Source organism: Paraburkholderia eburnea (assembly GCF_002917095.1).
Taxonomy (GTDB): domain Bacteria; phylum Pseudomonadota; class Gammaproteobacteria; order Burkholderiales; family Burkholderiaceae; genus Paraburkholderia; species Paraburkholderia eburnea.
Map to the genome: position 1 here is coordinate 88,773 of NZ_PQGA01000014.1, position 21,502 is coordinate 110,274.

Sequence of the window (21,502 nt, forward strand, 5' to 3'; positions counted from 1 at the left end):
CAAAACCGTCGCGACGGATCGGTTCGCGACGTCCTCCTTCGAAGTTTTCCTCTAGCAAAGCCCCAGGCGTCACGTGCGCGAGGCGTGTACCCTGACGGGCACAGTCCGAGCAGCGCGACATACAACACCTACGCGCGCCGGCGTCCGCATCAGACGGACAGGAGACAACACCGCCGCGCTGGCCGACCAGCGCCGCCCACGGGACAGGAGGACGACGTTCGTGCAGTTCGACGCTGAATGGCTGCTGCTCGCGCTCGCGCCCGTGTTTCTCGCCTGCATCGGCTGGGAGGTCTGGCATCTCGCCCGCACCCGTCCCGGCGCCGCGCTCTATAGCTGGCCCGACACGCTCTGCAACGCCGCCCTCGCGCTCATGCATCAAGGCGCCGACAAGCTCGCATGGCTCGTCGCGATTCCCGTTTATGCGTGGGTCTACCACCACTGGCGCATCGTCAACTGGCAGCCGGGCTGGGCCGCGTGGCTCACGCTTTTCGTCGCCCAGGACCTGCTCTACTACGTGTTTCACCGCGCGAGCCATCGCGTGCGCTGGCTGTGGGCCGCGCACGTCGTCCATCATTCGTCGGGACGCCTGAATCTTTCCACGGCGTTTCGCCAGAGCCTCATGTATCCCGTCGCCGGCATGTGGGTCTTCTGGATTCCGCTTGCCGTCCTTGGCTTTACGCCGATGCAGATCGTCGGCATCGTGCTCGTCAATCTCGCTTTCCAGTTTTTCGTGCACACGCAGGCAATCGGCAAGCTCGGCTGGCTCGAATACGTGATCAATACGCCTTCGATGCATCGCGTCCACCACGCGCGCAACGAGCGCTACATCGACCGCAACTACGCGGGCGTGCTGGCGATCTGGGATCGCCTGTTCGGCAGTTATGTCGAGGAAGATGCGCACGAGCCGCCGGTGTACGGCATCGTCAAGCCGCTAGACAGCTACAACCCGCTCAAGGCGAGCTTTCACGAATGGATCGCGATGGCGCGCGACTGCGCGCGCATGACCGACTCGCGCACGCGGCTCGCGGCACTGTTCGCGCCGCCCGACTGGTGCGCGCGCCACGATGCGCTGGCCATGCAGCGAGCCACCGATTCTGCGGTGACGGAAAACAACACCGAGGGAGACCTCGGGTCGCGCAAGACCTGAGAGATTGCGTAGGCTGTTGGCCACAGCCCGGGGATCCACGCAAACAACGATAGAAACAACAATAGCGACACGAAACAACGGCGCGAAACAACAGCGACACAAGGCCGGCGTCGCGAAGCAGTCTGCATCGGCCAGGCATGGCAACAAGGCAGTGGCAACAGTGGCAAGACCCGCCACACACAGAGGAGATGAAGTGAATATGAAGCACCAGGCACCGAGACACCGTACGATGCTGCGCATCACCCAGATCGCCCTCGCGAGCGCGGCTTTCGCGCTCCTCGCCGCATGCGGCGGCGGCGGTAGCGGCGACAACAATGCGAGCACCCCGCCGCCGTCGGGCACCAAACTGCAAGTGGTGGCATTCGGCACGAGCCTGTCGGACGCGGGCACCTATTCCGAGCAGATCACGCCGGGCTTCGGCGGCGGCCGCTTCACGACCAACCCGGGCGAAGTCTGGGCGCAGAAGGTCTCCGAATACTTCGGCAATACGCTCAGCCCCGCCTTCGAAGGCGGCTTCGGCCTGCCGCTGACGGCCACCGGCGGTCTCGACTACGCCCAGGGCGGCGCGCTCGTCGCGACCGGCGGCGTGAGCAACACCAGCGCCGCGATTCCGGCGGCCAGCCAGCAGCCGGTCACCTGGCAGCTTCAGCAGTACCTGGCGCAGCACGGCAGCTTCAACGCGAACCAGCTCGTGCTCGTCGAAGGCGGCGCGAACGAAATCCTCGGCCTCGTGGACAACAATGCGGCGGGTCTGACGGCCTTCGGCACGGCGCTCGCGGCCAGCAGCTTCGCGTCGCTCTCCACCAACACCACGGTGCAGCAGACCATCGTGACGGGGCTGGTCCAGCAAGGCTTCACGGCGGCACAAGCCCAGGCGCTGTTCCCGGCGGCCCTGCTGCTCCAGGTGATCCAGTCGGATACCAACGCGAGCACCGACTTCGCCTCGATCATGCCGATCCTCACCGCGGCAGGCGAACTGGCCAACCTCGTCAACACGCAGATCGCGGGCTCGCCGAAGGTGGCCGTCGTGACCGTGCCCGACATCGGCCAGACGCCGGCCGCGCTCGCCGTCGATGCAGCCGCGAAGGCCACGCCGGGTTCCACGGGCGCGCCCGACCAGGCGCTGTCGCTCATCACGGCGGCGTACAACCTGACGCTGATCCAGGGCCTCTCGACCTCGATCGCCGCGAAGAAGGTGGTGCTCGTCGATACGTTCTCGTGGCTCGACCAGTCGATCGCGAACGCAGCGAGCCTCGGCTTCAGCGTGACGAACACGGCGACGGCCTGCAACCTGACGCAGATGCAGCAAAACGCGACCAACTACGCGCTGGCCAATCCGTCCGTGCTGGGCCTGCCGTCCGGCACCCCCCAGACGGTCATCAATGCCGCCGCAGCCGTGTATGGCTCGCAGTTCGCATCGTCGCTGTTCTGCTCGCCGCAGACGCTGGTGGCCGCCAATGCGCCCACGACCTACATGTTCGCGGATCTGGTTCACCCGACCACGGAACTGCATGCGCAGTTCGCCTCGTACGTCGAGACGCAACTGGCCGCAGCGGGTATCGGCAAGGCACCGCAATAACCCTGCGCAAAGCAAAACACCCCACGCGCCTCGCGGCCGTGGGGTGTTTTTTATTTCAGGCCGAAGAATCGGCAGAACCGCGTGTCAGAAGTGCGGCGCAAAACCGCGCGTCAGTCCTGCTGTTGCTCGAACGCCGCCGCCGCGCGACCGAGCCGGTCGTTCACGGCGATCCACTCGATGGTTTCGGGCAGTTTCTCGATGAGGATGCGCGAAACATTCGCGCGATCGAGCGCGCGCAGCAGGCTGTAAAGCTCGCGCGCATAGACCTGCGGCTCTTCCGGCGCGGCCACGAAATGCACGTTCGGCGCACTCGCCCACGCCTGCGCGCGCGAGACCCGCGCCACCAGCGCGACGGTTTCCCCCGCGTCGCGCGCGGCGCCAAGCAGCGGCTCCAGCGACTCGAACGGCAGCAGCGCGAGCGGCGTGCGCGGCGCATAGTGCGCCTTGAGCGTGCCCGAGGCGCGCGGCGCCGTGGCGTCCGAGCCGTCGGGCAGACGCGGCGCCTCGCCCAGCACGCGCGCGATGTCGTGCGGACTCACGTGGCCGGGACGCAGCAGCGCCGGGAAGCCGCGCGAGAGATCGAGAATCGTCGATTCGATGCCGACGTCGCACGCGCCGCCGTCGAGCACATGCACGGCGGCGCCGAACTCATCGCGAACGTGCTGCGCCGTGGTCGGGCTGACATGGCCGAAGCGGTTCGCCGACGGCGCCGCGACGCCGCCATGACCGCCGCGCCGCTGCGAAAACGCCGCGAGCAGCCGCTGCGCGACCGGATGCGACGGGCAGCGCAGGCCGACCGAATCCTGACCGCCGCTCACCGCATCGGGAATACGCGCGTGGCGCTTGACGATCAGCGTGAGCGGGCCGGGCCAGAAGGCATCGACGAGTTTTTGCGCCGCTTGCGGCCATTCGGCGGCCCAGTACGTCGGGTCGCCACCCGGCGGCAGATGCACGATCACCGGATGGTTGGCCGGCCGGCCCTTGGCGGCATAGATGCGCGCGACGGCGTCGGGCGACGCCGCATCGCCGCCGAGGCCGTAGACGGTCTCGGTGGGAAACGCGACCAGTTCGCCCGCGTCGAGCAAGGCGGCGGCCTGCTCGATGTCGGCGTCGGTCGGAGGTTCGCCCGCGAGCGCGCTCTGCTGATCAGACATGGTGCGATCCAGGCTCAGTTCGGGACGATGTGCAGCAGGCGCGCGCAATCGCGTGCGGCCGTGCGCGCTTCGTCGAGCGTGGGCGCCGTGAAGTTCACGTGGCCCATCTTGCGGCCAGGGCGCGCGTCTTCCTTGCCGTACAGATGCAGGCGTGCAGCCGGCATCGCCGCGACCTGATCCCACGGCGGCGTGATCGGCGCGGCGCCCTTGTGGGCCTTCGCTTCGCCCGCGCCTGCCGGGAACCACACGTCGCCGAGGATGTTGAGCATCACGGCCGGCGAGTGCTGGCGCGTGTCGCCCAGCGGCATGCCCGTCATCGCGCGCACCTGTTGCTCGAACTGGCTCGTGGCGCACGCATCGGTCGTGTAATGACCCGAGTTGTGCGGACGCGGCGCCATTTCATTGGCGACCATCGAACCGTCTTCGAGGATGAAGAACTCCACGCACAGCACGCCCACGTAGCCGAGCTTCGCGGCGATCTGCAGCGCGGCCTGCTGGGCCTGCTGCACGAGCGCCGCGCTCGCGTCGGGCGCGGGCACGATGGTGTGCGAGAGCACGCCGTTGCGGTGCGTGTTCTGCGCGAGCGGGTACACCACCGCCGCGCCGTTCGCGCCGCGCGCGATCAGCGCGCTCACTTCGAACTTGAGCGGCAGGCGCTTTTCGAGCACGCAGGGCACGCCGCCGAGCGACGCATGCGCCTCGCGCACTTCTTCGGCGTTGGTCACGCGGATCTGGCCTTTGCCGTCGTAGCCCATGCGCGCGGTCTTGAGAATGCCGGGCAGCACCTCCACGAGCGTCTTGTCGTCGATGGCGGCCAGCGCCTGCGACGATTCGATCACCACATGCGGCGCGACCGGCACGCCCGCCGCCGCGATAAAGCGCTTTTCGGCGATGCGGTCCTGCGCGACGGCCACGCATCGGCCGGCGGGACTCACGAAAGTGGATTTGGCGAGCGCGTCGAGGCTCGCGGCAGGCACGTTCTCGAATTCCGTCGAGATGGCCGCGCACAGGCGCGCGAGTTCGGTGAGCCCGGCTTCGTCGTCGTAGGCGGCGCAAATGTGGCGGTCGGCCACGGCGCCCGCAGGGCTGGTCGCGTCGGGATCGAGCACGGCGACGCGATAGCCCATCGCCTGAGCGGCAAAGCAGAACATGCGGCCGAGCTGGCCGCCACCCACCATGCCAAGCCAGGCGCCGGGCAGGATCGGTGAAACCGGAGAATTGTCAGGAGTCATCTTCGTGGTCGGTCGCGGCTGGCCGCGGCGCGTGGGGGTACGTCGCGCGGACCAGACCGGGGTTTAACGTCGACGGGGCGCGCGCATTACGCTACGCGCAGTTGCGCGGCGCCCGCACCGACGGGGGCGCTTACAGCGCCGGCAACACCATCGCATGCGCCGCTTCGTTCTGGCGCACGCGGAAGGCCGCGAGCTTGTTCGCGTAGCCGGAGTCGGTCACGCTCAGGATCGAGACGGCGAAGAGCGCCGCATTGGCCGCGCCCGCCTCGCCGATGGCGAAGGTCGCGACCGGCACGCCCTTGGGCATCTGCACGATCGAATGCAGCGAGTCCACGCCCTTCAGATACTTGCTGGCGACCGGCACGCCGAGCACCGGCACCGTGGTCTTGGCCGCCAGCATGCCCGGCAGGTGCGCCGCGCCGCCCGCGCCCGCGATGATCGCGCGCAGGCCGCGCTCGCGCGCTTTTTCCGCGTACTCGAACATTTCGTCGGGCATGCGGTGCGCCGATACGACCTTGGCCTCGTACGCCACGCCGAACTCCTGCAGGATCGCGACCGCGTGCTTCATCGTGTCCCAGTCGGAGCTGGAGCCCATCAACACGCCGACGAGCGGCGCGGCGTGCTGGTGAGCCTGCTGTTGGGCGGTCTGAACTTCGCTCATTGTGCTTCCTTCTTCCCTCTAATGACTTTACGCAAGCCGCTTTACGCGAGCTTCTGGCCGGTCAGGCGCTCGAGCGCTTCCTGATACTTGGCCGAGGTCTTCTCGATCACTTCGTCGGGCAGCTTCGGCGCCGGCGGCTCTTTCTTCCAGTCCTGGGTTTCGAGCCAGTCGCGCACGAACTGCTTGTCGAACGACGGCGGATTCGAGCCCACCTGGTACTGGTCTGCCGGCCAGAAACGCGACGAGTCGGCGGTCAGCGCCTCGTCCATCAGATAAAGCTGGCCGTGGTTGTCCAGACCGAATTCGAACTTGGTGTCGGCGATGATGATGCCGCGCGTGGCCGCGTAGTCGGCCGCTTCCTTGTACAGCTTGATCGAGATTTCCTTGATCGTGCGCGAGAGTTCGGTGCCGATGCGGCGCTCCATCTCGTCGTACGTGATGTTCTCGTCGTGGTGGCCCATTTCGGCCTTCGCTGCGGGGGTGAAGATCGGCTCGGGCAGCTTCTGCGCGTTCTGCAGGCCTTCGGGCAGCTCGACGCCGCACACCGCGCCCGTCGCCTGATAGTCCTTCCAGCCGCTGCCGGCCAGATAACCGCGCACCACGGCTTCGACGAGGATCGGCTCAAGGCGCTTCACCACGACGGCGCGGCCCTTGACCTGCTCGACTTCGTCGGTGGCCACGACGCTTTCCGGCGCCACGCCCGTCAGGTGGTTCGGCACGACATGCTTGAGCTTTTCGAACCAGAAATCGGCCATCTGGTTGAGCACCTCGCCCTTGCGCGGAATCGGCTCGCCCATGATCACGTCGAACGCCGAGAGGCGGTCGGTCGTGACGATCAGCAGCTTGTCGGTGCCCACGGCATAGTTGTCGCGGACCTTGCCGCGGCCGAGAAGCGGCAGCGAGCGGAGCGTGGATTCGTAGAGGGTAGACATCGTCGTGATTCGCTAAAAAGACAGTTCGAGGACTATCGAAACAGAAGGCGGAACCCCGGCCTTCGATCAAAGCCGAAGGCGGAATTCTGAAGGTATTGCGAGGGTAAACCAAAAAGCGGCCCAAAAGCAGCCCAAAAGCACATCGCCGTCCCCCGAAACTGGCGGAAACGGCGACGTTTTTGTCTCGCCGCGGCGCACGTCCAACTTCCCATGCTCCCGCGGATCAAGCCAGTTTAAACCGAACTTAGCGCACGATCTGCGCGAGTTCGCCCGACTTGTACTTTTCGGCGATCTTGTCGAGCGAAACCGGCTTGATCTTGCCAGCCTGGCCTTCGCAACCGAACGCGAGGAAGCGGTCCACGCAAACCTTCTTCGCGGCTTCGCGAGCGGGCTTCAGGTAGTCGCGCGGGTCGAACTTCGACGGGTTTTCGTACATATAGCGACGGATCGCGCCCGTGATCGCCAAACGCAGGTCGGTGTCGATATTGATCTTGCGCACGCCATGACGAATGCCTTCCTGGATCTCCTCCACCGGCACGCCGTACGTTTCCTTCATATCGCCGCCGAATTCGCGGATTTCGGCCAGCAGTTCCTGCGGCACCGACGACGAACCGTGCATGACCAGGTGCGTGTTCGGAATGCGCGCGTGGATTTCCTTGATGCGCTGGATCGACAGGATGTCGCCCGTGGGCTTCTTGGAAAACTTGTAGGCGCCGTGCGAAGTGCCGATCGCGATCGCCAGCGCGTCGCACTGGGTCAGCTTCACGAAATCGGCGGCCTGCTCCGGGTCCGTCAGGAGCTGTTCGCGCGTCATGGTGCCTTCCGCGCCGTGACCGTCTTCCTTGTCGCCCTTCATGGTTTCCAGCGAACCGAGCACGCCCAGTTCCGCTTCGACCGTGACGCCGATCGAGTGCGCCATTTCCACGACCTTGCGCGATACGTCGACGTTGTACTCGTACGATGCGACCGTCTTGCCGTCGGCTTCAAGCGAGCCGTCCATCATCACGCTGGTGAAACCGCTGCGGATCGCGGCCATGCAGACTGCCGGCGACTGGCCGTGATCCTGGTGCATCACGACCGGAATGTGCGGGTACGACTCGACCGCCGCTTCGATCAGGTGGCGCAGGAACGGCTCGCCCGCGTACTTACGCGCGCCGGCCGAGGCCTGCATGATCACGGGCGAGCCGACCTGGCTGGCCGCTTCCATGATCGCCTGAACCTGTTCGAGGTTGTTCACGTTGAACGCGGGCAGACCGTAGCCGTTTTCGGCCGCGTGGTCGAGCAGTTGACGCATTGAAACGAGAGGCATTGTTGCTACTCCTTTGATTTGAAACGAATTGCTTCGTGCCGCCGGCCGTCTTGCGCAGCCGGTCGAGGGCGGCCTGGCAGCCGCCTCCCGCGTGCTCGTCGCGGGCTCAATGGCGTGATTTTATCGCGAAGCGACTGCAATTCCCGCGCCGAAACGCGTAACTGGCATGAAATTGGCGTATCGGAACGTCAGTTCCGCGAGAAGATGCAAAAAGGATTGACAGCCTGCGCGTGAATTGACCTGCGCAGATGCCGGAACTGCGGGGATTTGCCTCGATTTCACTGCGATTATGCAGACATCTAGCACCGATCTGGCGCCGATCTGATACCAATGTGATACCAGTCGGCGCCCGTGGTGTTTTACTGCGGAGTTACCGCACCCGGTTACAGCACATCGCCAACACGCACGATCTTCAGCGTGTTGGTGCCGCCGGGCTGGCCCATCGGCTCGCCGACGGTCAGCACGACCATATCGCCGCGCGCCGCGTAGCCCTTGCTCACCACCACTTCGATCGCTTGCTGGAGCGCCGTGTCGCGGTCGCTGCTGGTGTCCAGATGCAGCGGCGTGACATTGCGGTACAGCGACATCGCGCGCTCGCTGGCTTCGCGCGGCGTGAGCGCGAAGATCGGCACATGGGTCCAGTGACGCGACATCCACAGCGCGGTCGAGCCCGATTCCGTCAGCGCGACGATGGCCTTGGCGCCCAGATGGTAGGCCGTGAACAGCGCGCCCATGGCGATCGACTGGTCGATGCGCGTGAAGGTGCGGTCGAGGAAGTCCTTATCCAGCTCGGATTGTTCCGACTTTTCGGCTTCCAGGCAGATCGCGGCCATCGCCTCGATGGTTTGCACCGGATACTTGCCCGCCGCCGATTCGGCCGACAGCATCACGGCGTCGGTGCCGTCGAGCACCGCGTTGGCGACGTCCGACACTTCGGCGCGCGTGGGCACCGGCGCGTGGATCATCGACTCCATCATCTGCGTGGCCGTGATGACGAGCTTGTTCGACTCGCGCGCCATGCGGATCATGCGCTTTTGCAGCGCGGGCACCGCCGCGTTGCCCACTTCGACGGCCAGGTCGCCGCGCGCGACCATGATGCCGTCCGACGAATCGAGAATTTCCTGCAGCGCCGGGATGGCCTCGGCGCGCTCGATCTTGGCGATCATCTTCGGCTTGATGCCGTAGGGCGCGCCCGCGATGTTGGCGAGCTGGCGCGCCATTTCCATGTCGGTGGCGTTCTTCGGGAACGACACGGCCACGAAGTCCACGCCGATGGACATGGCCGTGCGGATGTCCTCCATGTCCTTCGCGGTCAGCGCCGGCGCGGTGAGGCCGCCGCCCTGGCGGTTGATGCCCTTGTTGTTGGACAGTTCGCCGCCGACCTTCACGACCGTGTGAATCTCGCTGCCGATCACGCGCGAGACGTCGAGCACGATCAGGCCGTCGTTGAGCAGCAGCACGTCGCCGGGCCTGAGGTCGCGCGGCAGGTCCTTGTAGTCGAGGCCGACGCGCTCGTCGTTGCCGAGTTCGCATTCGGCGTCGAGGATGAAGGGCTGGCCCGGTTCGAGCAGCGTCTTGCCGTTCTCGAACTTGCCGACGCGGATCTTCGGGCCTTGCAGATCGGCCATGATCGCGACTTCGCGGCCGGCCTGACGGGCGCACTCCCGCACAATTTCGGCACGCTGACGGTGATCGTCGGCGGTGCCGTGCGAGAAGTTGAGGCGCACCACGTCCAATCCTGCGCGGATCATTTTCAGCAGGACGTCCGGCGTGCTGGAAGCCGGACCGATGGTGGCGACAATCTTGGTGGCGCGATGCATGAGTCTCCTCGTCTGGATAGGATCGCTGGGAAAACCGTTACTGCGAGAAGTGCTGGCCGGCTGCGCTGCGGAGGCAACGTGGCCGTGACGCGCACCGGTCAAACCCGGCGTCGCTTTCTTGGACGGCGCCGCGGCGGTCGTGACAACCGGAGCGGCGTTACTTTGATTCGTTTCTGCCGACGAAGCTGCGGCTGCGGGCGTGGCTGTGCGCCCTTCAGCAATGGCTTGCGGCGTCGCCGTTGTCGCGAGCGATTCAGCGGTCGCGGCGCCAGACGGCGTCAATCCGGTTAGGTCGGCTGCTGGCAGCGCTTCTGCCACGGCAGCGGGCGTCGCGCCCGCCCGCGCCGTGCCTGAAGCGGCTGGCCGGGGCGCTGCGCGCCCCTTCTGTTGCGCGGCGGCCCCGGCTGCGGCGCGCTTTTGCGCGCTCGCACGAGGAAGCTTGTTGGTGGCCTTCCCGGCCGGGGCGCGCGGCGCCACTTAACCGGCCGCCCGGGTTTCGAGCACTTCGACTGCCGGCAGCTTCTTGCCTTCGAGGAACTCGAGGAAAGCGCCGCCGCCGGTCGAGATGTAGCTCACCTTGTCAGCAATGTTGTACTTCGCGATGGCCGCGAGCGTGTCGCCGCCGCCCGCGATCGAGAACGCGCCCGAATTCGCGATGGCGTCCGCCAGCGTCTTCGTGCCGTTGCCGAACTGGTCGAACTCGAACACGCCGACCGGGCCGTTCCACACGACCGTGCCGGCTTGCGCGAGTTGCGCGGCGAGCGCGTTGGCCGTGACCGGGCCGATGTCGAGGATCATGTCGTCGTCGGCCACATCGGCGACGTTCTTGGTTTCGGCCCTGGCCGTCGGCGAGAATTCCTTGGCCGTGACCACGTCGGTCGGGATCGGCACCGAGGCGCCACGGGCGCGCGCTGCGTCGATGATCGCCTTGGCGTCGTCGACGAGATCGGCTTCGGCGAGCGATTTGCCGATCTTCAGGCCCGCGGCCAGCATGAACGTGTTGGCGATGCCGCCGCCGACGATCAGTTGGTCGACCTTTTCGGCCAGCGACTTGAGGATGGTGAGCTTGGTCGAGACCTTGGAACCGGCGACGATCGCCACCAGCGGGCGCTTGGGTGCGCCCAGCGCCTTGCCGAGCGCGTCCAGTTCAGCCGCCAGCAGCGGGCCCGCGCAGGCGATGCCCGCGTACTTCGCGATGCCGTAGGTGGTGGCTTCGGCGCGATGCGCGGTGCCGAATGCGTCGTTGACGTAGATGTCGCAGAGCTGGGCCATCTTCTGCGCCAGCTCGTCGGAATTCTTCTTTTCGCCCTTGTTGACGCGGCAGTTTTCGAGCAGGACGACGTTGCCCGGCTCGACGTTCACGCCGTTTTCCACCCAGTTCGCGACCAGCGGCACGTCGCGGCCGAGCAGTTCGGCCAGACGCTTTGCCACCGGCGCGAGCGAGTCTTCGGGTTTGAATTCGCCTTCGGTCGGGCGGCCCAGGTGGGACGTGACCATGACGGCCGCGCCCGCCTCCAGCGCGGCCTTGATGGCCGGCACGGAAGCGCGCACGCGGGTGTCTTCGGTGATGTTGCCGTGGTCGTCCTGCGGCACGTTCAGGTCGGCGCGGATGAACACCCGCTTGCCGTTGAGCTTGCCTTCGGAGATCAGATCGGAAAGACGCAGAACCTTGTTCATGGGCATGTCATCTTGATGGTGGGAAGGCGGTGACAAGACGATGCAGGTCCGCGGGCTTTGAGGTCGCAGAAGCGTTTCCTCAGGCAGCCAGGGCGGCGAAGGCGCGACGGGCGCGGCGCGGGATCCACGCAGCAGCCGTCTCCAGGCGCTGGCGCGGGTCGCTTGCTCGGCGCTCGGCACGAGCCGGCATCGAATTGCGAGATCGGTATTTTAGCCGATAGCCAGGATGAACTGAGGCGTGCTTCGGCGAATGTCCCGTATTTGGGAGAACGCTGAGTGCAAAGCTTACGATTGTGCAACGCAGCATGACAATTGACGCTCGGGCGTGGATTGGGCGTGGATTGGCCGCGGATGGCAAGAGGCCGGATCGGTCTCGGGCATCCTCCAATCGGCCGCGACTCTGCCCGGAATCTCGCTGCGAGGCCCGCCGCGCGCGCCCGCGAGCGCGCTAAGGCCACGTAAATGACGTTAGAATGATCCTCTTTGCCGAAGGTCGGCATGGCGGCGCGCGCAGCGTGCCTGGCTACCGGCTTTTTGCACCGTTTTTTGCTCGCGCTTTATTCGCGTTTTGTTCGCGTTTTGTACGTTTAATCACCGTTTTCACTGCACTCGCCTGGAGAATCGTATGTCAATGGCCGACCGCGACGGCAAGATCTGGATGGACGGCAAGCTGGTGGACTGGCGCGACGCCAACATCCACGTGCTGACCCACACGCTGCACTACGGCATGGGCGTCTTCGAAGGCGTACGCGCCTACAAGACCACCACCGGGACCGCCATCTTCCGCCTCGCCGAGCACACGAAACGTCTGCTCAATTCGGCCAAGATCTTCCAGATGGACGTGCCGTTCGACGCGAAAACGCTCTCCGACGCCCAGCTCGAAGTCGTGCGCCAGAACAAGCTCGAATCCTGCTACATCCGCCCGATCATCTGGGTCGGCTCGGAAAAGCTCGGGGTTTCGGCCAAGGGCAACACGATTCACGTGGCGATCGCCGCGTGGCCGTGGGGCGCCTATCTGGGCGAAGACGGCCTCGCCAAGGGCATCCGCGTCAAGACCTCGTCGTTCACGCGCCATCACGTGAATGTGTCGATGGTGCGCGCCAAGGCCTCGGGCTGGTACGTGAACTCGATCCTCGCCAACCAGGAAGCCACCGCCGACGGCTACGACGAAGCGCTGCTGCTCGACGTGGACGGCTACGTGTCGGAAGGCTCGGGCGAGAACTTCTTCCTCGTCAACAACGGCAAGATCTACACGCCGGATCTCGCATCGTGCCTCGACGGCATCACGCGCGACACGGTCATCACGCTCGCGCGCGACATGAACATCCCCGTGATCGAGAAGCGCATCACGCGCGACGAGGTCTACACCTGCGACGAAGCGTTCTTCACCGGCACCGCCGCCGAAGTCACGCCGATCCGCGAACTGGACAACCGCACCATCGGCACCGGTTCGCGCGGCCCGATCACGGAGAAGCTGCAATCGGCCTTCTTCGATGTCGTGTCGGGTAAAAACGAGAAATACGCGCACTGGCTCGCGAAGGTCTGACGACCCGCGCTCCAGGCACACTGCGCCCCACTGCTACACAGAGAATCATCCCCATGAGCGAAATCAAGGAAATGCCGCTGGTCGAGTTGAAGGCCAAGGATCTGCCGGCGTACTGCCCGAACCCGTCGATGCCGCGCTGGAGCAACCATCCGCGCGTCTTTATCGACGTGACGCACGGCGAAGCGAAGTGCCCGTACTGCAGCACCCGCTACAAGCTGAAGGAAGGCGAGGTCGTACACGGCCACTGAGGCGGCTTTGACGCGTTTCTAGTCGTTAGCGGCCGGCGTTTCGATGCGTCGGCCACGACCAGAATCCGGCCTTCCCGAAGTTACCGCGGGTGTTGCCGCTGCGGGCTGTGCGGCACGCGCCGTGCTGTGCGCCCAGACCCCGCTGCTCCCGACGCGCTCCGGCGCGTCTTTTTCCAACCGCGTTTCGCGCGCCGTCGCTGGCCCCATGCCCCTATGGGCCGCCCGTGCCCGAAACCTATGCCTTTTTCCGGACTTTGAATCCCGATGCGCCGCGCGCTGGTAATTGCACCGAACTGGATCGGTGACGCACTGATGGCGCAGCCGCTTCTTTCGCGGCTCGTAAAACTGCATCCGCGTATCGAAATCGACGCGATTGCGCCCACCTGGGTCGCGCCCGTCCTTGAGCGCATGCCCGAGATACGCGACGTCTACGCCACCGACCTCGCCCACGGCAAGCTGCAGTTTTTGCGCCGCTGGCAACTGGCCGCCGATCTGCGCGCCGAACACTACGACGCCGCCTATGTGCTGCCGAATTCGCTCAAGTCCGCGCTGATCCCATGGCTCGCGAGCGTTCCGCTGCGCATCGGCTATACGGGCGACAGCCGCTACGGCCTGCTCAACGTGCGCCACGCGAATCCGCCCAAGGACGAGCGCCCGCCGATGGTCAGGCACTACGCCGCGCTCGCCTGGGCGCCCGGCGCCAAGGTGCCCGACGATCTGCCGCTGCCGCGTCTCGAATCGGACCCGAACGAAGCGTCGCGCGTCTCGGCGCGCTTCAATCTGGACACGCGCGTGCCGCTGCTGGTGTTCTGCCCCGGCGCCGAGTACGGCCCGGCCAAGCGCTGGCCGCCCGAGCATTTCGCGGCGCTCGCGCGCATGGTCGGCCAGTCGTTCCCGTACACGCAGATCATCGCGCTCGGCTCGCCCAAGGACGCGCCGCTCGCCCAGGCGATCGCCGATCAGGCGCCCAACGTGCGCAATCTGTGCGGCCAGACGGCGCTCGGCGAGGCCTGCGCGCTGATCTCGCGCGCCAGCGCCGTGGTCACCAACGACTCGGGCCTGATGCACGTGGCAGCCGCGCTGCGCCGCCCGCTGGTGGCGCTTTACGGATCGACGGATCCGCGCCACACGCCGCCCTTGTCTGAGCTTGCAAAGGTACAATGGCTGCATCTCGACTGTAGCCCTTGCTTTGCGCGCGAGTGTCCGCTCGGGCATCAGAACTGCCTGCGCGAACTCAGCGCAGAACAGGTTTTCGACGATTTGCGCGGCATGCTGGTCGCCCAGCGCTGAAGCACCCCACGTTGCGCGCCGGCCACGCTTTGGCTGCATGAGCAACGTGGATGTGCGGCACGCCACCGACGCCGCGCGTGGCTCGCGCGCCCAATCAGGTAATCAGGTATAGCGCGAGGTCTAACGCGGCATCGCAAACCGAAGCCAACGCCAACCCGCGCGCGAAGCGCATCAGATCAACGAGCCATGCCACGTTTTGCCCACATCTTCGAAGCCGCCGCGGACACCCTCAACGCGTACTATCAGGCCGTCGCGGAGGTCAATATCGACGCGCTGATGGGACTGTGGATCGACGAGGAGTTCGTGAGCTGCATCAGCGCCGAAGGCGCGCACCTGCACGGCCTGTCCGATATCCGCGCGGGACTCGCCTCGCAGTTCACGGCGGCGCCGGTGTCGATCGAGCCGCTCGACATTCGCGTGTACGACAGCCTCGGCACCGTGGTTTATGCGATCGTCGAAGCCCACCGCCCGGTCGATCCGAACGCGATCCCGGCGATGGTTTTCACGACCTACGTGATGGTTCACGAACGCGGCGAATGGCGCATCGCGCACATCCACGCGAGCAAGATGCCCGACGATGCGGCCAGCCAGTTCTCGGCGAAGCTGCGCCACGGCCAGGGCGCACTGCACTGATTCAAGGCACGCGGGCCGCTTCCGGGCAAATCCGCGTGTCGCCGAAAGGCACGAACAAGAAGTTACGCGGCAGTTACGCGGTAGTTACGCGGAAGCAAGAAGGGGACGGCCATGAGCACGACAGGCGACGAAGCAGCTAAATTCGACGCGGCAGGACATCCTGCCCAGCCCTTTCCCGGCCTGCCCGATTCCGCCTACCGAGCGCCGTTCTGGCTGCCGGGCGCCCACATCCAGACCATCATCCCCGCCCTGTTCTCGCGCCTGCCGCTGCCCGTCTACCGGCGCGAGCGCTGGGACACGCCCGACGGCGACTTCATCGAACTCGACTGGGTCGATGCCCCTGCCTCGTCAACTTCGTCAACTTCGCCGGTATCGGCAAACGCCCCGCTCTTCGTGCTGTTCCACGGCCTCGAAGGCAGTTCCGGCTCGCACTACGCCCGGGCGCTGGCCGCAGCCGCGACCGCGCGCGGCTGGCATGCCGTGATTCCGCACTTTCGCAGTTGCAGCGGGCCGATGAACCTGCTGCCGCGCTTCTACCATCTCGCCGATGCCGCCGAAGTCGACTGGGTGCTGCGCCGCCTCGCCGCGCGTCACGCGGGACCGCTCGTCGCGGCGGGCGTTTCGCTGGGCGGCAACGTGCTGCTGCATTGGCTGGCACAGCAGCGCGAAGATGCGCGCATCGTTTCGGCGGCCGCCGCGATTTCGGCGCCGCTCGACGTGCATGCGGGCGGCAGGATGCTCGCGAGCGGCTTCGGCATGATCTATACGCGCAGCTTCCTCAAGACGCTCAAGGTCAAGGCGCTACAAAAGCTCGACCAGTTCCCGGGCCTGTTCGACGCCGACGCCGTGCTGGCCACGCGCAACATGTATGAGTTCGACAACGTCGTGACCGCGCCGCTGCACGGTTTTCAGAGCGCGCACGACTACTGGACGCAGGCGACGGTGCGCCCGAAGCTCGGCGAAATCGCCGTGCCGACGCTGCTGCTCAACGCCCGCAACGACCCGTTCCTGCCCGGCGAGGTGCTGCCCGCGCGCCATGAGGTGAGCGCCGCCGTGGAACTCGATCAACCCGAGGACGGCGGCCACGTCGGCTTCATGACCGGACCGTTTCCGGGTCGCAGCGTCTGGCTCGCGCAGCGCGTGATCCACTATCTTTCGCCGCACCTGCCCGCCTCTTCGTTCGCCTCTTCGTACGCTTCCTCACCTTCTTCTCATGGATGACATCGTCAAGCAGGCGCTCGCGCGCTGGCCCAACGTTCCCCATTGCACCGGCTGGCTGCGCCTGGACGCGCGCGGCCACTGGCGTCTGCGTGACGAAGCCGATCAAGCCCAAGGCACGCCCGGCACGCCGATTCGCCACGAAGCGCTGAACGCCTTCATCAACCGCAACTACGAGCGCGACGCCGGCGGCCAGTGGTTTTTCCAGAACGGACCGCAACGCGTCTATGTCGAACTGGAGTACACGCCATGGGTCGTGCGGCTCGCGAGTTTGCCCAAAGCGGCAGGCGGCGCGCTCACGCTCACCGACCACACGGGCCACGCGTTCGATCCGGCGGCCGTCTATGTGGACGAGCAAGGCAGCGTGCTATTCGCGGATTCCAGCGATGCGGACACGGCGCGCGTGGCGCTGCTGCACGACCACGATCTCGACGGTTTCGCCGAACACGCCACGCTCGACGACGATGGCGAGAGCGGCATTTTCCATTGGCGCGCGGGCGCCGATCTGCCTTTGCAAGCCATCGCGCGGGCCGACGTCCCCGCGCGCTTCGGCTTCATTCAGAGTCCCGAACAACAGGAAAAGGCCGAAAAGGCCGCGCCTTAGGCCGCGCTCAACCCCGATCCTTTTCGTCCGCGCGCTCTTCCTTGTAACGCGCCTCGAAGTCGTGCAGGCGCGCGTCGATTGTCGACAGATCGTAGAAGCCGACCGATTTCATGTCGCGCGCCTCCTTCAACTGGCGAATCGCCGAAGGCCACGCGCCGTCGATCGCGAACTTCTCCGCGAGCGCGCGACGCTGCGTGAGCTGATCGCCCAGCCCCACGCTCGCCTGCGCGAGGTACTGCCACCACGCACCTTGCTGCGGCTCGGATTCGGTCTCGCGGCGCGCGAGCGTCTGCGCCTCCTTGAAACGGCGCGCGGCGATCAAGGCCTGCAGCAGACTGTCAGTGGCCGCGTGGGAGGCCGGCCATGCCGCATGGGCGGCCTGCGCGAGCCGCACGGCATCGTCGCCGCGCCCGGCGGCACGGGCGATGTCGGCGGCGAGCACGTCGAGGCTCGGCGAACTGCGCTGCCTGCTGCCATCCTCGGACTCGAATTGCGCAAACGCCGCGCGCGCGGTCGCGAGCGACGCCCGCGCATCGTCGTAACGCTCCAGTTGCAACTGCGCGAACGCGATGCCGTACCAGTTCGCGGCCACATTGAGCGCGATGCGGTCGTCGATTTCCGCACGCAGCCGCGCGATCTCATCGATATATTCGCCGCGCGTACGATCCTGCAGCACCCGCACGCGCGCCCGCACGAAGCCGTATTCCGACGCCTGGCGCGGCTGCCGGTACGGCGCGCGGCGCGCGCGGTCCTGCATGTCGGCGATGCGCTCGCCCGTGAGCGGGTGCGTGCGCGCATAGGCCGGCGCGCCCGCATCGCCCATCGACGCGCGTTCGAGCCGCTCGAAGAACGCCACCATGCCCCACGGGTCGTAACCCGCGCCCGAGAGCAACTGGAAGCCGACGCGGTCCGCCTCGTGTTCGGCGGCGCGCGAAAAGCGCAACTGGCTATCGACGGCGTAGGCCTGGCTGCCCATCGCGATCGCGCTGCCCAGATCGCCGCTGCGCGCCAGCACGCCCGCGAGAATGCCGAGCAAAATGCCCGCGAGCGCCGTATAGCCCGTGCGCTCGCTCTGCGAGAGCATGCGCGCGATATGGCGCTGCAGGACGTGCCCCATCTCGTGACCCAGCACGGACGCCAGTTCCGACTCGGTCTGCGTCGTCACGATCAAGCCGGTATTCACGCCGATGAAACCGCCCGGCAGCGAGAACGCATTGATCTGGCCGTCGCGCATCGCGAAGAGATCGAAATCGGGCCGATAGCCGCCGATGAACTGCGCCGCCGCCGAGGCCGACAGGCGCGCCGCCACCGAATTCAGATAATCGAGCACGAGCCAGTCGCCGATGTAGTCGGGATCGCGCCGGATCTCGCGCATCACGCGCTCGCCGATGCGGCGCTCGGCCTGCGGCGTGAGCGCGCCGCCCGAACCATCGCCCAGATCGGGCAGTTGCGGCACCCAGGCGGGAGCGCGCACACTGGGGTTGCCGTGCGTCGCGCCCGCCTCGCTCGACCACGACTGGCCGAAGCGGCTTTGCGCGCCACCATAAGTGCCGAACACGCCCTGCGCGATCGAGGCGGGAATGACGGGCTCGGCGGCATCGTCGAGTGCGCTGTCGATTAGCGCGGGGGCGTTAGAGGTGGACCCAGCACCATGCGGCGTCCCCGTCCCGCCGCCGGGTGACTGCGCCCAGGCTTGCGGAGGAACGGCAAGCGCGGTGCACAACCAGGCAACAAGCAGCCGTTTCGGAAGCATCGATATCGGATCGCGGGAGCGAGCAGAAAACGAATGGACAGTGGACGGAGCGAACGCGCCGGCGCGGCGGCCGCCATCGGCCGATTGTAGTTCCAGGCCTGCAATCGCGCCCTGGAATGCGGCCGTGGCGGCCGGGCGCCCTCGCGCGGCGCTGTTAAGATAAGCGCCCCCATGAAGCCGCGGAGAAAACCCATGCCCGAACTCACTCATTTCGACGCCGCAGGCGACGCGCATATGGTCGACGTCGGCGATAAAGCCGAGACCAAACGCATCGCCGTGGCGAGCGGCACGATCCGCATGCTGCCCGAGACCTTCGCGCTGATCCGCGACGGCAACGCGAAAAAAGGCGACGTGATCGGCGTCGCCCGCATCGCCGCGATCCAGGGCGCGAAGCGCACCTCGGACCTGATCCCGCTGTGCCATCCGCTCGCCATCACGCGCGTGAAGGTGGACTTCGTGCTCGACGAGGCGCTGCCTGGCGTGCATTGCTCGGCGCAGGTCGAGACGCTCGGGCGCACGGGTGTGGAAATGGAAGCGCTGACCGCCGTGCAGGTCGGCCTGCTGACGGTCTACGACATGTGCAAGGCGGTCGATCGCGGCATGACCATCACCGATGTGCGCGTGCTGGAGAAGCACGGCGGGAAGTCGGGGGATTGGGTGGCGGCTTGAGCGGTCTTGACCGGCCATGAAAAAGCGGCGTGCGCTCACGCGCTACGCCGCCCGTCTCGACGATGACCGCAAAGGTCAATCGCTCGAATCAATCATCCGAATCATCATCATCGTCATCGTCGCTGGCCGAAGCCGGCGGATTGCCGTACTGCTTCACCAGATCGGCCTTGAAGCCCGCGAGCGTCGGCTCGGCGTCGAGCAGGCCGTAAAGCGCCGCCAGTTGCGTCGGCCAGTCGTGCAGTTCCTGCGCGAAGATCTTCAGACGCGCGACCGTGTCGGCCGCGCCATCCGTATTCCCCGCCAGCGCCTGCAGCACCGCATAGCGGCGCAGCACCGTCTCGCCCGGCAGCAGCGCTATCGCGCGCTCGTGCGCCGCCAGCTTGCTCGGCAGGTTCGCGGCGTTCATTGGCATAAGCGTCGCCATGCCGTAGTCGCCCCATGCACGGAACAGGAACGACGGCGCCTCGGCGTATTGCTGCGCAGGGTGCGAGCCATAGTAGAGGACTTCGGCCCGGTTGTAGTCGCGCAGCACCGGCCACAGCGAAACAATGCCGCCGAACACGATCACCGTATAAGCCGCGAAGGCCGCGCGTGACGGCACGAAGCGCAGCGGCTTCGTCTCCAGCAGGCCGAACACGAACATCGCGGGCAGCAGGAAGAACATGTACTGCTGCGGATACTCGACGAGCGCGTGCATGGCCAGCGCGCCGATCAGCGCGAAACCAAAAATGCGCTCGGCCGTGTGCGACGCGCGCAACTGACGCACGAACCACGCAAGCAGCCCCAGCAGGACGATGCCGCAGCCCACCACGCCGGTCTTGGCGAGCAGGTCGAGGAAGATGTCGTGCGAGTTGTTGGCGATCTCGACGCCGCCCAGCGTGCGCGCGAGTTCGAACTGGTGGATCGGGAAATCGCCCCAGCCGACGCCCAGCAGCGGATGCTCCTTGAACATCGTCCAGCCGTAGCGCCACAGCGCGATGCGCGGCGCAATCTGGCCGGCGTCCTTGAAGCGGTCAGCCGCCGACTGGTCGAGCTGCAACTGGTAGTGCACGTTGGCCCAGCGCACGAACGCGTTCACGGCGACGAAGATCGCAAACAGCACGAGCGGCACGAGCCAGTCGCGCACGCCCGCCTTCACCGCTACATCGCCGACGTGGACGTCGCGCTCGCCGCGCACGCCGCGCGCCGCCGAAAGCGCCATCCACAGGCCCGCCACCACGATCACGCCCATCTGCAGCCACGGACCGCGCGACACCGTCAGCGCGAGGCCACCCGAGTAGATCGCCGACAGCACGACCCACAACAGCAGGTTCAGGCGGCGCGTTTGCACGAGGTACAGTGCAGCCGCGGTCGCAAACGCGATGTAGGTCGCGAGGTGGTTGGCCTGCGCCATGTTGCCGAACGGCCGGCGGTCGAACTGCACGTTATAGGCGACGACGAGCGGCGAGACCTTCACTTCGAGATGCAGCAACTGCACGATCTGGCAGAACACGGCGAACAGGCCGCCGATCACGAGCGCCCACGCGCCCCACACCATCGCCGTGCGCACGAGTCTGGCGCGCGCGATGCCGTAGCCCGCATGAACGGCCATGAAAGCGGCCAGCAGATAACCCGCGCCGAGCCAGTTCATCGATGGCTGCGCGACCGGCAGCGCAATGGTCTGCACGACGAGCAACAGCCCGAAGGCGAGCGGCACGAGCGCGACTACGGGCGAGGCGAACTCCACCGCCGGGCGCGCGGAGCGCACCAGCAGCCAGACGCCCGCTCCCACCATCAGGTAGAGCGCGAGCGCCGTGAATTCGGCATAGAACGTCGGAATCGGATAGGTATGGTTGACGACCGCATACGGCAGGATCAACGCAAGAGCCAGCAGGACGAACGTAAGGTAACGCGCAAAAGGAGAAGGCATGAGTAGTGGGGGCGTCGGCAACCGGCGCACTATACAAAACTTTTCCCTCCCTGTGCGGCGGCTTTCAGACGAAATCCGCGCGCACCGGTCACGCCCTCACTCCTCGCTCACCTTATCAAGC

18 protein-coding genes are annotated in these 21,502 nt (G+C 66.4%); 9 read left to right on the forward strand and 9 right to left on the reverse strand.

The window, feature by feature from the left end; translation table 11 throughout:
• Positions 1-220: 220 nt before the first annotated feature.
• The gene (locus B0G62_RS22115) at positions 221-1,147 is read left to right on the forward strand and encodes a sterol desaturase family protein (protein ID WP_103706349.1); all 927 of its coding nucleotides are present in this window, start codon (positions 221-223) and stop codon (positions 1,145-1,147) included.
• Positions 1,148-1,346: 199 nt separating this feature from the next.
• The gene (locus tag B0G62_RS22120; RefSeq protein ID WP_103706350.1) at positions 1,347-2,726 is read left to right on the forward strand and encodes an SGNH/GDSL hydrolase family protein; all 1,380 of its coding nucleotides are present in this window, start codon (positions 1,347-1,349) and stop codon (positions 2,724-2,726) included.
• A 110-nt stretch (positions 2,727-2,836) separates the two neighbouring features.
• Here the strand turns inward: B0G62_RS22120 and B0G62_RS22125 are convergent, their stop codons facing one another.
• From B0G62_RS22125 to B0G62_RS22155, 7 genes are all read right to left on the reverse strand, one after another.
• Positions 2,837-3,880 carry an L-threonylcarbamoyladenylate synthase gene (locus B0G62_RS22125; protein WP_103706351.1) on the reverse strand — a complete coding sequence of 348 codons (1,044 nt, stop codon included), beginning with the start codon at positions 3,878-3,880 and terminating at the stop codon, positions 2,837-2,839.
• Between the two features lie 14 nt (positions 3,881-3,894).
• On the reverse strand, positions 3,895-5,112 hold the full coding sequence (locus tag B0G62_RS22130; protein ID WP_103706352.1) for a 5-(carboxyamino)imidazole ribonucleotide synthase: 1,218 nt from the start codon (positions 5,110-5,112) through the stop codon (positions 3,895-3,897).
• 130 nt (positions 5,113-5,242) lie between these two features.
• The gene (gene purE / locus B0G62_RS22135; protein WP_103706353.1) at positions 5,243-5,773 is read right to left on the reverse strand and encodes a 5-(carboxyamino)imidazole ribonucleotide mutase; all 531 of its coding nucleotides are present in this window, start codon (positions 5,771-5,773) and stop codon (positions 5,243-5,245) included.
• 41 nt (positions 5,774-5,814) lie between these two features.
• Positions 5,815-6,705 carry a phosphoribosylaminoimidazolesuccinocarboxamide synthase gene (locus tag B0G62_RS22140; protein ID WP_103706354.1) on the reverse strand — a complete coding sequence of 297 codons (891 nt, stop codon included), beginning with the start codon at positions 6,703-6,705 and terminating at the stop codon, positions 5,815-5,817.
• A gap of 244 nt (positions 6,706-6,949) precedes the next feature.
• Positions 6,950-8,014 carry a class II fructose-bisphosphate aldolase gene (gene fba, locus B0G62_RS22145; protein ID WP_103706355.1) on the reverse strand — a complete coding sequence of 355 codons (1,065 nt, stop codon included), beginning with the start codon at positions 8,012-8,014 and terminating at the stop codon, positions 6,950-6,952.
• 383 nt (positions 8,015-8,397) lie between these two features.
• Complete coding sequence (gene pyk / locus B0G62_RS22150) at positions 8,398-9,834, reverse strand: pyruvate kinase (protein WP_103706356.1); 1,437 nt, start codon at positions 9,832-9,834, stop codon at positions 8,398-8,400.
• A gap of 477 nt (positions 9,835-10,311) precedes the next feature.
• Complete coding sequence (locus B0G62_RS22155) at positions 10,312-11,511, reverse strand: phosphoglycerate kinase (RefSeq protein ID WP_103706357.1); 1,200 nt, start codon at positions 11,509-11,511, stop codon at positions 10,312-10,314.
• 625 nt (positions 11,512-12,136) lie between these two features.
• Here B0G62_RS22155 and B0G62_RS22160 point away from each other — a divergent pair.
• From B0G62_RS22160 to B0G62_RS22185, 6 genes are all read left to right on the forward strand, one after another.
• Entirely contained in the window at positions 12,137-13,057 is a 921-nt protein-coding gene (locus tag B0G62_RS22160) for a branched-chain amino acid transaminase (RefSeq protein WP_103706358.1), read from the forward strand.
• A gap of 53 nt (positions 13,058-13,110) precedes the next feature.
• Positions 13,111-13,305: a zinc-finger domain-containing protein gene (locus B0G62_RS22165; RefSeq protein WP_027817860.1), complete on the forward strand. Its 195-nt coding sequence runs from the start codon at positions 13,111-13,113 to the stop codon at positions 13,303-13,305.
• Positions 13,306-13,569: 264 nt separating this feature from the next.
• The gene (gene waaF, locus B0G62_RS22170; RefSeq protein ID WP_103706359.1) at positions 13,570-14,595 is read left to right on the forward strand and encodes a lipopolysaccharide heptosyltransferase II; all 1,026 of its coding nucleotides are present in this window, start codon (positions 13,570-13,572) and stop codon (positions 14,593-14,595) included.
• A gap of 186 nt (positions 14,596-14,781) precedes the next feature.
• Positions 14,782-15,228 carry a nuclear transport factor 2 family protein gene (locus B0G62_RS22175; protein ID WP_103706360.1) on the forward strand — a complete coding sequence of 149 codons (447 nt, stop codon included), beginning with the start codon at positions 14,782-14,784 and terminating at the stop codon, positions 15,226-15,228.
• A 111-nt stretch (positions 15,229-15,339) separates the two neighbouring features.
• Entirely contained in the window at positions 15,340-16,449 is a 1,110-nt protein-coding gene (locus tag B0G62_RS22180) for a hydrolase (RefSeq protein ID WP_103706361.1), read from the forward strand.
• Positions 16,442-17,050: a DUF2946 family protein gene (locus B0G62_RS22185; RefSeq protein WP_103706362.1), complete on the forward strand. Its 609-nt coding sequence runs from the start codon at positions 16,442-16,444 to the stop codon at positions 17,048-17,050. Before B0G62_RS22180 ends, B0G62_RS22185 begins: the two co-directional genes overlap by 8 nt.
• 7 nt (positions 17,051-17,057) lie before the next feature.
• On the opposite strand, the gene B0G62_RS22190 is transcribed toward B0G62_RS22185, so the two are convergent.
• Complete coding sequence (locus tag B0G62_RS22190; RefSeq protein ID WP_103706363.1) at positions 17,058-18,803, reverse strand: M48 family metalloprotease; 1,746 nt, start codon at positions 18,801-18,803, stop codon at positions 17,058-17,060.
• 192 nt (positions 18,804-18,995) lie between these two features.
• Here B0G62_RS22190 and moaC point away from each other — a divergent pair, with 192 nt between their 5' ends.
• Positions 18,996-19,472: a cyclic pyranopterin monophosphate synthase MoaC gene (moaC, locus tag B0G62_RS22195; protein WP_103706364.1), complete on the forward strand. Its 477-nt coding sequence runs from the start codon at positions 18,996-18,998 to the stop codon at positions 19,470-19,472.
• 88 nt (positions 19,473-19,560) lie between these two features.
• On the opposite strand, the gene B0G62_RS22200 is transcribed toward moaC, so the two are convergent.
• A complete protein-coding gene (locus B0G62_RS22200) occupies positions 19,561-21,381 on the reverse strand; it encodes a PglL family O-oligosaccharyltransferase (protein WP_103706365.1) in 1,821 nt (606 codons plus the stop codon).
• Positions 21,382-21,502: the final 121 nt, after the last annotated feature.